Genomic DNA, 11,299 nt, shown 5'->3' with positions numbered 1-11,299 from the left:
CGGCTCGAACTGCGAATTCTGGTCACCGCCCTGCTCCGTCATCCACACCTTCGCAGCGTGACAGGCCTGGAAGTACTCGTCCTCGGTCGATTCGGCGGGTGCGCCCACTGCGGTGGTCACGCCGTTGGGGGAGACGCCGACGGCTCCCGGCGCGGCCGTGTGGGTCTGATTCGTCGTCTCTGTGGTGGGTGCCGCCGACGCCGCGGACGTGGACGACGACGGCGACGGATTCCCGCCCTCCGACCCCGACGAGCAGTCGGCGAGGACGGCGAGGACGGCGAAACAGACTGCCGCCGCGGCAGTCACGGCCAGGATCGGGTAGCTGCGCATGCCGCCAATCTATGCAACACTCGCGATCGTGATGGACCGGACTACGTCTCAGGAGTGTTGTCGGGCTTGATGCCCACCCCCTGCCCGTCCTCTCTCCTGGAGTTCGTGTCGCCATGTCACTCGCATCCCCGTCCATCGTCGCGCCGACCCGCTTGCGGTTGCCCGACCTCTTGCACACCACCGACCGCGCCGCCGACGACGTGCTGTCCGGCCGCTACGACCACCTGCTGCCTGCCGGCGGCGCGCCCATCGACGAGCGGTGGTTCACCCGGCTCTTCGGCGACGACGAACTCGACGTGTGGCTGATCAGCTGGGTGCCCGACCGGTCCACCGAACTGCACGACCACGGCGGGTCGCTGGGGGCGCTGACCGTGGTGTCCGGCTCGCTGGCCGAGACACGGTGGGACGGCGACGGCCTCAAGCACCGGCGGTTGACCGCGGGCGATCAGGCGGGCTTTCCGCTCGGCTGGGTGCACGACGTGGTGTGGGCGCCGGAGCCGACGCACGTCGCCGGGCCCACCCTGAGCGTGCACGCCTACTCACCGCCGCTGACCGCGATGTCGTACTACGAAGTGACCGAGCGGAATACGCTGCGACGCGACCGCACCGAGCTGACCGACAAACCGGAGGACGACTGATGAGCCGCACGCCGAGCCGTATCGATGCCGTGCTGGAGTCCGCGCGGGCGAAGTTGACGCGGATCGAGGCGCGCGACGTGCCTGGCGCGCTGGAGCGTGGCGCGCTGCTCGTCGACATCCGGCCCGCCGCGCAACGGGCGCGGGAGGGTGACGTCCCGGCGGCGCTGGTCATCGAACGCAACGTGCTCGAGTGGCGCTGCGACCCCACCAGCGACGCCCGACTGCCCGAGGCGGTCGGCGACGACGTCGAGTGGATCGTGCTGTGCTCCGAGGGCTACACGTCGAGCCTTGCCGCGGCCTCGCTCGTCGACCTCGGTCTGCATTCCGCCACCGACGTGATCGGCGGCTACCACGCGCTGAAGGCGGTCGGCGTCCTGGCTGCGTTGAACTAGCTGTTCTCGTTGGAACGCAGCAGCAACCGCAGCTTGTCCGTCTTGGCGGGCGTCCACCCCGGCGGCTGCAGGATCGCCGCCCAGGCGTTGGCCACGTCGCGCACGTAGACGTGGCCGTGTCCGTCGGGTACGTCGACGGCCACCGCCATGTCGGCGGACACCTGCAGGAACGTCACGATGGGAATCCACTCCGTGCGCGGCGACACGTCGTAGCCGCGGGGTTCGCGCAGCCAGTCCGGCTTGCTGAACAGTAGGTCCGGACTCCACCACGCGATGGGGTCGGAGGCGTGCTGCAGGTAGACGACCCGCGGCTCACCCCAAGGATCGGCTGGCCTGCCGAGGTTCTCGGCCTTCGCCGCAAACCTGACGTTCGCGCCCTTGTCGTAGATGGGCAGCCACTCCGGTGACCCCTCGTCGCGGTTGCGGGTCAGGTCGGTCCAGATGGTGTTGTTGAACGTCGGGCCGGAGAACAGCGCGCCGTCGGTGCGTGCGACGAGGTTGTTCAGGGCCAGGAACGGAGCCTCGCCGCCGAACGAGCCGAGGCTCTCGCCGAACACCACCAGCTTGGGACGGGTGTTCTCGGGCATCTCGCGGATCAACGCGTCGACGGCCTCGAACAGCGCCTGGCCGGCCTGCCGGGCGTTCTCCTTGTCGACCAGGAACGACAGCCAGCTGGGCAGGAACGAGTACTGCATCGAGACGATCGCCGTGTTGCCGTTGTACATGTACTCCAGCGCGGACGCCTCGGCCTCGTTGATCCAGCCGGTGCCCGTCGTGGTGGCCACTGCGACGACCGCGCGGTTCAGCCCGCCGGTGCGCTGAAGCTCCCTGGCGGCCAGCGCGGCGGTGGCCTTGATCCCGTCGGCGGAGTTCAGGCCTGCATAGGCGCGGATCGGTTCGATTGCCCTCGCGCCGTTGAATTTCGACAGGTCGTCGACGGTCGGTCCGTTCGCCATGAAGACGCGGCCCTGGTGGCCCAGCGACGACCAGGTGACCAGCGACTCCGGCCCGCCCGACCGCAGCGAGGTCGTCGGCGCGGCGATGTCTGGATCCTTCTCGTTGTTCACCGACTCGAAGGTGCTGTTGAGCGTGCTCATCGCGAAACGAACCACTATGCCGTTCAGCAGCGCGATGGCCACGACGAGGAGCAGGGCGACGACCACGACCGCCGAAACCCTAGGTGGTGCAACGCGTTCCAGCTGGCGAACCAGATAGCGCACCAATTTGCCGACCAGCTGACCGAGTTCGACGAAGGCGAACAGGACGACGATCGACAGTACGCCGGTCAGCGGGTGATCCCAGAACGCCAACCGGGGTACGCCCATGAAGTCGCGGATCTCGTCCTGCCATACGTGAAACCAGACGATGGCGAGAACCTGGCCGATGATGCCGACTACGAGGAGGCCCAACCAGGCCCGCCGTGGTGCAGGCGGGCTGCTGTCCTTGGAACGCATGAAGCGGACCAGCCAGACTCCGAATACGCCGAGTCCGTAACCGATCGCGCCCGCAGCGCCGCTCACCAGCCCCTGAAACAGCGGGCCGCGCGGCAGCAGCGACGGCGTCATCGAGAACCAGATGAACACCAGCCCGACGGCGGTGCCGAAGAACGTGTAGTGGCGAAGCCACCAATCTTGCTTCGCCGGTGCGGGAGCCGATTCCGGTTCGGCCTGCGGTTCCGGTTCTGCCGCAGGCGGATCGTCGGCCTTGGCGTCCGTGTCTGTCACGAACGCACTTTAGCGGTGAGTGAACTTCGGCGGGCGCTTCTCGGTGAACGCGGCCATGCCCTCGGTCTGGTCGTCTGTCGCGAACGCGGAGTGGAAGAGTCGGCGCTCGTAGAGCAGGCCTTCGGCGAGGGTGGACTCGAAGGCGCGGTTGACGGCCTCCTTGGCCATCCGCGACGCAGACAACGACATGCCCGCGATGGTGGCGGCGACGGCGTTCGCCTCGTCGAGCAACGTATCGGCCGGGACGACGCGCGACACCAGGCCGCTGCGGTCGGCCTCGTCGGCGCCGATGGTGCGCCCGGTCAGGATCAGGTCCATCGCCTTCGCCTTGCCGATGGCGCGAGTCAGCCGCTGCGAGCCGCCCATTCCGGGCAGCACACCGAGTTTGATCTCGGGCTGGCCGAACTTGGCGGTATCCGCGGCGATCAGCAGGTCGCACATCATCGCGAGCTCACACCCGCCGCCGAGCGCATAGCCGGCGACCGCCGCGATGGTGGGGGTACGGGTGGCGGCGAACTTCGACCACGGCTCGAAGAAGTTCGCGGCGAACACGTCTCCGAACGACAGGTCGGCCATCTCCTTGATGTCCGCGCCCGCGGCGAAAGCCTTCTCGTTGCCGGTGACGATGATGGCGCCGATGCCCGCGTCGGCGTCGAATTCCGCCGCCGCCGTGGTGACTTCGGCCATCACCTGACTGTTGAGCGCGTTGAGTGCCTTGGGCCGGTTCAGGGTGATGGTGCCGACGCGGTCCTCGCGCGTCACCAGGATGGTCTCGTAGTTCATGGTTCTCCTAGAACGTCAGGTCGGGATCGGCCGGTTTGAAGTATTCCTCGACGTCGGCCGTAGAGACTTGGGCCAACGACGACGGTGACCATTTCGGATTGCGGTCCTTGTCGATGACCTGGGCGCGGATACCCTCGACGAGGTCGTGTGAGCGCAATGCTGCGGTCTGCGTCCGGAACTCCTGGCGCAGAACGTCTTCCAGCGTGTCGAGCGTGGCCGCGCGGCGGATTGCCACCAGTGCGACGGACGCCGCGATGGGGGAGCGGGAGGCGATCAGATTGGCCGCGTCGCTGGCAGGCCCGGCGTCGTGACCGCGCAGTGCCGCGACGATGTCGGCCAGCGTCTCGCCCGCATAGCAGTGATCGATCCAGTTCTGTTGGGCAAGCAGTGAACTCGGTGGTGGCTCGATGGCATGGGCGGCGAGGGCGGCGTCGATGCCACCATCGATGATCGCCTTCTTGAATTCACCGAGCACGTCGTGGGGCACGTAATGATCGGCGAAGCCCAACGCGATGGCATCGGCACCGTTGAATGGAGCCCCCGTCAGCGCGGCATGTAAGCCGAGACGACCGGGGGCCCGCGAGAGGATGAACGAGCCACCCACGTCGGGAATGAGACCGATGCCCACCTCCGGCATGGCCATCTTCGTGCTGTCGGTGACGACCCGGATGCTCGCGTGGGCGCTGACACCCACGCCACCGCCCATCACGATGCCGTCCATCACTGCCACGTAGGGCTTGGAGTACCTGGCGATGTGGGCATTGAGCACGTATTCGTCGTGCCAGAACGTCCGCGCCTCGACGCCATCGCCGCGGGCGCTGTTGTAGACGTCGACGATGTCGCCGCCTGCGCACAATCCACGCTCGCCTGCGCCCGTCAGCAGCACGGTGTGAACGGAACCGTCGTTCTCCCAGTCCTTCAGCGTGCTGGCAAGGACCGTCACCATGCCGTGGGTGAGCGAGTTGATCGCCTTGGGCCGGTTCAGCGTCAACAGGCCGACGCCGTTCTCGACGGTTACTAGGACATCCTCGTTTTCTGCGGCCACGAGTAAGCAATCTAGATCGTCGCCGTCGAGCACCGCCCGACGGGTAGCGTCTTGCTGAGAAGATTCACAGACTCAGTGTCGACGGCGGGAACCATGTCTGACACGCTGATCGTTGTTGGAGTATTCGCCAGCAGGCGAAGCACAGCACAGGAGAGGATCCGACGGTGCGCGAGAGCAGCAACCCGGTATTCCGGTCTCTGCCGAAGGGGCAGGGCGGATACGCACAGTTTGGTACCGGAGCCGCCGGCTACGGTGCACAGCAGGTACGTGATGCCGACCCATATGTGACGCAGTACCCAGATCAGCAGCAGACCGGGGTCTCCCGGCCGCTGACCATCGACGACGTCGTCACCAAGACCGGCATCACGCTGGCCGTGCTGACCGCGGTCGCCGCCGTCTCCTACTTCCTGGTGTCCTCGAACCTGGCGCTGGCGAGGCCGTTCGTGCTCGTCGGCGCGCTCGGTGGTCTGGCCCTGGTGCTGATCGCGACCTTCGGGCGCAAGCAGGACAACCCGGCGATCGTGCTGAGCTACGCCGCACTCGAGGGTCTGTTCCTGGGCGCGTTCTCGTTCGTCCTGGCCAATGTCTACGTGTCGGGTGCGAGCGCGGGCACGTTGATCTTCCAGGCGATCCTGGGCACCCTCGGCGTGTTCTTCGGCATGCTCGTCGTCTACAAGACCGGCGCCATCCGCGTCACGCCGAAGTTCACCCGGATGCTGGTCGCGGCCATGTTCGGAGTGCTGGTGCTGATGCTCGGCAACCTGGTGCTCGGCATGTTCGGCGTCGGTGGCGGTGAAGGCATGGGCCTGCGCAGCGGCGGCCCCATCGCGATCATCTTCTCGCTGGTCTGCATCGGCATCGCGGCGTTCAGCTTCCTGCTCGACTTCGACTCCGCCGATCAGATGATCCGCGCCGGTGCGCCGGAGAAGGCCGCATGGGGCGTCGCCCTCGGTCTGACCGTCACGCTGGTCTGGCTCTACATCGAGATCCTGCAGCTGCTGAGCTACTTCCAGAGGGATTAGCAGCTTTCCCCAGAGAAAGGGCGTCCGCGATTGCGGGCGCCCTTTTTCGTATGCGGGTTCCTTCCCCGCCCCTTCAGTCGCACGTCACCCCCTCCCACCGTCGACTCTGCGCGTAGGGCACTCTCCACTCGCACTTTCACGCCCAGGACGCAGAGTGGACGTGACTCCCGTGTGCACAGAGCCCCGTTCATCCACAGATTCGCGCCGTGGACGCAGCGTCGACGGTCTGCAGTCGGCGGGTGACTCCACTGTGGCGCCATGGACACCTGCGATGGCCCCTTCATCGGCTCAGAAGCGTTGGCATTGGGGCAGTTGAACCGGTACGAACTGCGCCGGTACTACCGGGCGATCATGCCGAACGTGTACCTGGGCAAGCGCGTTCAGCCGTCACTCGGCCAGCGCACCGTTGCGGCCTGGCTCTGGTCGCAACGCGACGCGGTGGTAGCCGGGATAGCTGCATCAGCACTCCACGGAGCCAAGTGGATTGGCGACGACGCACCCGTCGAATTGATCTGGGCCAACGCCAGGCCACCGCGAAACGTGATCACTCGGGCCGACTTGCTGTTCGAGGAGGAGATTCAAGGTCTCGGCGGGCTGAGAGTGACGACGCCTGAACGCACGGCATTCGACATCGGCCGGCGTGGACGGCTCGACGAATCAGTCGCGCGGTTGGATGCGCTCGGCAATGCCGTCGGCTTCAAGGCAAATGACGTTCTGAGGCTGGCGCAACGCCATTCGCGGGCCCGTGGCCTGCGTCAGCTCGAGACCGCACTCGACCTCTACGATCCGGGCGCCCAGTCGCCGCAGGAGACATGGCTTCGGCTTCTACTCATAGACGCGGGTTTTCCGAGGCCCCAGACGCAGATACCGGTGCTCGGCCCCGATGGCTATCCGCTGTACTACCTCGACATGGGTTGGGAGGCCACCATGTTGGCCGTCGAGTACGACGGTGTTCAGCATGCCGATCAGATCGGCTATGACATCGTGCGGAGCGAGTACATCGCCAGTGTCGGCTGGACAACGATCAGGGTGGCCGCCGGCCATCGGCGTGCCAACATCGTTGGTCGCGTTCAGCACGCCTGGGACAAGCCCACATCGCCGTTGGCTCTGCGGTGACGGCGCACCGCACTCGCAACTTTGCGCCGTACGCGCAGAGTCAACGGAGAGAAAGGCAGCTAACTCAGCCGCTCGATGATCAACGCCATGCCCTGGCCGCCGCCGACGCACATGGTCTCCAGGCCGAACGTCTTGTCGTAGGTGGTCAGGTTGTTCAGCAGCGTGGCCGTGATCCGCGCGCCGGTCATGCCGAACGGGTGGCCCAGCGCGATCGCACCGCCGGATACGTTGAGCTTGTCGACGTCCATGCCGAGCTCGCGGGCCGACCCGACGACCTGCACCGCGAACGCCTCGTTGATCTCGTAGAGGTCGATGTCGCCGATCGTCATCCCGGCGTTGGCCAGCGCATTGGTCGTCGCCCCGATGGGGCCAAGGCCCATGATCTCCGGCGACAGCCCCGACACGCCCGTCGACACGATGCGGGCCAACGGCGTCAGGCCCAGCTCCTTGGCCTTGGTGTCGCTCATGATCACCAGGGCCGCGGCGCCGTCGTTCAGCGGACAGGCGTTGCCCGCGGTGACCGTGCCGTTCGGCCGGAACACCGGCTTGAGCTGGCTGATCGCCTCGTAGGTGGTGCCTGCGCGTGGGCCGTCGTCCTTGGACACCGTCGTCCCGTCGGGCAGCGTGACCGGCACGATCTCGCGCTCGAAGAAGCCGCTCTTGATGGCCTCCTCGGCGCGGTTCTGGCTGCGCACGCCCCAGTGGTCCTGATCCTCGCGGCTGATCCCGGTCCTCAGCACGACGTTCTCGGCGGTCTGGCCCATCGCGAGGTAGACGTCGGGAATCAAGCCGTCGGCACGCGGATCGTGCCACTCGTCGGCGCCGGCCGACGCACTCTCCGATCGCTTGCCTGCCTCGTCGTACAGCGGATTCTTGGTGTCCGGCCACGAGTCGGCGTTGCCCTTGCCGAACCGCGATACCGTCTCGACGCCCGCGGAGATGAACGCGTTGCCCTCGCCGGCCTTGATTGCGTGGAACGCCATCCGGGTGGTCTGCAGCGACGACGAGCAGTACCGGTTGACCGTGGTGCCCGGCAGGAAGTCATAGCCGAGTTGCACCGCGACCGTGCGACCGATGTTGAAGCCCGACTCGCCTGCCGGCTGGCCGCAGCCCATGATCAGGTCGTCGATGTCGTGCGGGTCGAGGGCGGGCACCTTGTCCAGCGCCGCGCGCACCATCTGGGTGGCCAGGTCGTCGGGCCTGATCGACGCCAGCGAGCCCTTGAAGGCACGCCCGATCGGCGAGCGGGCAGTGGAGACGATGACGGCTTCGGGCATGACGGCTCCCTGGTGTGGATTGGCTGTGCGAAATCTAAGGAGAAACTAGCTCGTCGCGGGTACGACGATCGGCGCGGGTACGCCCGTCGTGCGACGCCACAACCGGGTGACCCCGCCGATCCTGGACACCAGGTTCGCCGCATCGGCCGACCGCGACTTCAGTGCAGGCTCCGTCGTGCTGTCGTTCGTCAACTGTCCCAACGCCTTACACAGCGCGGGCAGCAGCTGGGTGGCCGCCAGGGAGTATCCGGCCGCGGACGGATGGAACATGTCGGGCGAGAACAGCACCTCGGGCGCCTTGAGGAATTCGGGTGCCAGCAGGTCGGAGAACGGCACGGGGACGCCGCCAGCGGCACGGACGGCGCCGGCCTGCGAGCGCGCCAGGCGCAAACCGAGGGTGCGGGCCACCATGCGCAATGGCTGCGGAATCGCGGTGATGACGCCGAAATCCGGGCATGTCCCCACCACGACGACGGCGCCGCTGCCACGCAACCGTCGCACCGCGGCGCCCAGCCGTCGCGCCGACGGCCCGATGCCGTTGACCGCGGTGATGTCGTTGGCCCCGATCATCACGACCGCTGCATCCGGGGGTGGGCCCGTCACGAACATCGCGTCGATCTGACCCGACAGCCCCTTGGAGGTGGCGCCGACGATGGCCTTGGTGCTCAACCTGATCCGCTTTCCGGACTCCTCGGCGAGACCCCGGGCGATCAGCACGCCGGGTACCTCGTCGGCGATGTGACAGCCGTAGCCGGTGGCCGTGGAGTCGCCGAAGATCATCAGGTGCAGGTCGAACGGCACCCCGCGCTGCCACTTCTCGACGGGGCCGCCGCCGGCGGTGTAGACGCCGTCGGCGCGGGGCGGGACCTCCCAGGACTTGGGGATGACCTCACGGGCCTTGTTGGCCTGCTCGCTCAGCAGGTTGCGCGCCCCCACATATGCCGAGCCCGTCGACGCGAGCGCGGCCGCAGCCGCCAGGGCGACGGTCGACCGACGGGGTGCCCGAATGCCCACAGGGCAAGTTTAAGGGCAGTTCCGCGCATGTCCGCGTGGCGATGCCCATTGGCCGGTCACATTGCGGTATCAAGTCCGGTACGAAATCAGATTCTTCGATTGTTGAAAACTAAGTAGGGTGTCAAGCTAAGTTACCCGGGGCCGGCTGAGAGCAGTCATACAACGGGCACTACAAGGGCGTAGGAGTGGTGGCGATGACCGCACCGAGCAAGGTATCGAGCACGTCTCGCGTTGGTATAGGCGCAGCTAGAACGCATAACGCGCGCCGGTTCCCCGTCAGCGACGGGGCCCCGGTCGAGGTCATCGAAGACGGTGCGAGTGTCGCTGGGCGATTGTTTGCTCTGGCCGCGATGTTGACGATCAAGCCAACTATCACGATTGGCAGCTACGCACCCCGGCTGCCCTGGCCGTGGGGCCTGCTGGACTTCGCCGCACGCGTCATGCGGCCAGCTCCTGGGACCATTCGCGCCACGATCGGATTGCCCAACTGCACCGCCCAGCTGGTGCGCGCGGCAGGCGTTCTGCCGGCCGACGGCAAGCGCCGCGTCATCCTGTACATGCACGGCGGGGCGTTCCTCACGTGCGGAGTCAATACGCACGGCCGGCTGGTGACGGCGTTGTCGAAGTTCGCCGACAGCCCGGTGCTCGTCGTGAACTACCGGATGATCCCCAAGCATTCGATCGGGCAGGCCATGGAGGACTGCCAGGACGCCTACCAGTGGCTGCGGCTCAAGGGATACGAGCCCGAGCAGATCGTGCTGGCCGGCGACTCGGCGGGCGGGTACCTGTCGCTGGCGCTGGCCGAGAAGCTGCACCTCGAAGGCGAACTGCCCGCGGCGGTGGTGACCATGTCGCCGCTGTTCGAGATCGACAACGAGTACCGGGCTCAGCACCCCAACATCCATTCGGACGCAATGTTCCCGCCGAAGGCGTTCACCGCGCTGGTCGAGCTGGTCGAGGCGGCGGCCAGGCGCCGCATCGTCGACGGCGAACGGGAGCAGGTATACGAGCCGCTCGACCACATCGAGCAGGGGCTGCCCCGCACGCTCATCCACGTATCGGGCTCGGAGGTTCTGCTCAACGACGCACGAAAGGCCGCGCACATGCTGGCCGCCGCCGGGGTGCCGGTGGAGATCCGGGTCTGGCCCGGTCAGATGCACGTGTTTCAGCTGGCCGCGCCCGCGGTCAAGGAGGCGACGCGCTCGCTGCGGCAGATCGGCGAGTACATCCGAGAGGCCACCTGGTAGGACCTGGCTGGTACCTGGCCGCCGGGCCTGACACGATGGACCCATGCGGATCGCGGGCCATCTCAGTGAGCTCATCGGCAACACACCCCTAGTGCGGCTGAACTCCGTTGTGCCCGAAGGGGCCGGGGTCGTCGCAGCCAAGATCGAGTACCTCAATCCGGGCGGCAGCTCCAAGGACCGCATCGCGGTCAAGATGATCGAGGCCGCGGAGGCCTCGGGCGAGCTGCGACCCGGCGGCACCATCGTCGAGCCGACGTCGGGCAATACCGGTGTGGGGCTGGCCAACGTCGCGCAGCAGCGCGGGTACAAGTGCATCTTCGTCTGCCCCGACAAGGTCAGCGAGGACAAGCAGAACGTGTTGCGCGCGTACGGCGCCGACGTCGTGGTGTGCCCGACGGCAGTACCGCCCGATCACCCGGACAGCTATTACAGCGTCTCCAACCGGCTGGTCGGGGAGATCGACGGTGCCTGGAAGCCCGATCAGTACTCGAACCCAATGGGCCCGGAGAGCCACTACGAGACGACTGGGCCCGAGATCTGGGCCGACACCGACGGCAAGGTGACGCACTTCGTGGCAGGCGTGGGTACCGGCGGGACGATCACCGGTGCGGGGCGCTACCTCAAGGAGGTGTCCGGCGGCACGGTGAAGATCATCGGCGCGGACCCCGAGGGTTCGGTGTATTCGGGTGGCACGGGGCGGCCCTATCTCGT

The 11,299-nt window shown here is 67.0% G+C and carries 12 protein-coding genes; 6 read left to right on the top strand and 6 right to left on the bottom strand.

Annotated features, from left to right (window positions below; translation table 11 throughout):
• On the bottom strand, window positions 1-330 hold a 330-nt coding region (lpqV, locus tag QOC69_RS27020; protein ID WP_526445462.1), incomplete at its 3' end, for a lipoprotein LpqV.
• A 113-nt stretch (window positions 331-443) separates the two neighbouring features.
• Between lpqV and QOC69_RS27015 the strand changes: the two genes are divergently transcribed.
• Entirely contained in the window at window positions 444-968 is a 525-nt protein-coding gene (locus QOC69_RS27015; protein WP_526445460.1) for a cysteine dioxygenase, read from the top strand.
• The gene (locus QOC69_RS27010) at window positions 968-1,360 is read left to right on the top strand and encodes a rhodanese-like domain-containing protein (RefSeq protein ID WP_526445458.1); all 393 of its coding nucleotides are present in this window, start codon (window positions 968-970) and stop codon (window positions 1,358-1,360) included. Before QOC69_RS27015 ends, QOC69_RS27010 begins: the two co-directional genes overlap by 1 nt.
• Here QOC69_RS27010 and QOC69_RS27005 read toward each other — a convergent pair.
• The 3 genes from QOC69_RS27005 to QOC69_RS26995 are packed head-to-tail and all read right to left on the bottom strand — an operon-like array spanning window position 1,357 to window position 4,912.
• Window positions 1,357-3,084, bottom strand: coding sequence for an alpha/beta hydrolase (locus tag QOC69_RS27005; protein WP_526445456.1), 1,728 nt, complete (start codon window positions 3,082-3,084; stop codon window positions 1,357-1,359). The two genes, QOC69_RS27010 and QOC69_RS27005, sit on opposite strands and share 4 nt — an antisense overlap.
• 9 nt (window positions 3,085-3,093) lie before the next feature.
• Window positions 3,094-3,867, bottom strand: coding sequence for an enoyl-CoA hydratase (locus QOC69_RS27000; protein ID WP_526445454.1), 774 nt, complete (start codon window positions 3,865-3,867; stop codon window positions 3,094-3,096).
• Window positions 3,868-3,874: 7 nt separating this feature from the next.
• Window positions 3,875-4,912 (bottom strand): 3-hydroxyisobutyryl-CoA hydrolase, encoded by a 1,038-nt coding sequence (locus QOC69_RS26995; RefSeq protein WP_526445452.1) that lies wholly within the window; start codon window positions 4,910-4,912, stop codon window positions 3,875-3,877.
• Between the two features lie 164 nt (window positions 4,913-5,076).
• On the opposite strand from QOC69_RS26995, the gene QOC69_RS26990 reads away from it, so the two are divergent.
• The gene (locus QOC69_RS26990) at window positions 5,077-5,934 is read left to right on the top strand and encodes a Bax inhibitor-1/YccA family protein (RefSeq protein WP_526445450.1); all 858 of its coding nucleotides are present in this window, start codon (window positions 5,077-5,079) and stop codon (window positions 5,932-5,934) included.
• A gap of 258 nt (window positions 5,935-6,192) precedes the next feature.
• Window positions 6,193-7,050, top strand: coding sequence for a DUF559 domain-containing protein (locus tag QOC69_RS26985; RefSeq protein ID WP_526445447.1), 858 nt, complete (start codon window positions 6,193-6,195; stop codon window positions 7,048-7,050).
• A gap of 59 nt (window positions 7,051-7,109) precedes the next feature.
• Here the strand turns inward: QOC69_RS26985 and QOC69_RS26980 are convergent, their stop codons facing one another.
• Window positions 7,110-8,327: an acetyl-CoA C-acetyltransferase gene (locus QOC69_RS26980; RefSeq protein WP_526445445.1), complete on the bottom strand. Its 1,218-nt coding sequence runs from the start codon at window positions 8,325-8,327 to the stop codon at window positions 7,110-7,112.
• A 45-nt stretch (window positions 8,328-8,372) separates the two neighbouring features.
• Complete coding sequence (locus tag QOC69_RS26975) at window positions 8,373-9,341, bottom strand: SGNH/GDSL hydrolase family protein (protein ID WP_526445443.1); 969 nt, start codon at window positions 9,339-9,341, stop codon at window positions 8,373-8,375.
• 194 nt (window positions 9,342-9,535) lie between these two features.
• On the opposite strand from QOC69_RS26975, the gene QOC69_RS26970 reads away from it, so the two are divergent.
• Together QOC69_RS26970 and QOC69_RS26965 are read left to right on the top strand one after the other, a co-directional pair.
• Window positions 9,536-10,588: an alpha/beta hydrolase gene (locus QOC69_RS26970; RefSeq protein WP_526445441.1), complete on the top strand. Its 1,053-nt coding sequence runs from the start codon at window positions 9,536-9,538 to the stop codon at window positions 10,586-10,588.
• Between the two features lie 43 nt (window positions 10,589-10,631).
• Window positions 10,632-11,299: pyridoxal-phosphate dependent enzyme (locus QOC69_RS26965; protein ID WP_526445439.1), on the top strand; the 668-nt coding region annotated here is incomplete at its 3' end.

Source organism: Mycobacterium sp. (assembly GCF_032162105.1).
Taxonomy (GTDB): domain Bacteria; phylum Actinomycetota; class Actinomycetes; order Mycobacteriales; family Mycobacteriaceae; genus Mycobacterium.
This window is presented reverse-complemented; position numbering and strand designations above follow the sequence as displayed.

Coding starts and splice junctions, on each gene's coding strand:
- QOC69_RS26980 (WP_526445445.1), bottom strand. CDS start 8,327: ATGCCCGAAGCCGTCATCGTCTCCACTGCCCGCTCGCCGATCGGGCGT.
- QOC69_RS26970 (WP_526445441.1), top strand. CDS start 9,536: ATGACCGCACCGAGCAAGGTATCGAGCACGTCTCGCGTTGGTATAGGC.
- QOC69_RS27010 (WP_526445458.1), top strand. CDS start 968: ATGAGCCGCACGCCGAGCCGTATCGATGCCGTGCTGGAGTCCGCGCGG.
- QOC69_RS26985 (WP_526445447.1), top strand. CDS start 6,193: ATGGACACCTGCGATGGCCCCTTCATCGGCTCAGAAGCGTTGGCATTG.
- QOC69_RS27000 (WP_526445454.1), bottom strand. CDS start 3,867: ATGAACTACGAGACCATCCTGGTGACGCGCGAGGACCGCGTCGGCACC.
- QOC69_RS27015 (WP_526445460.1), top strand. CDS start 444: ATGTCACTCGCATCCCCGTCCATCGTCGCGCCGACCCGCTTGCGGTTG.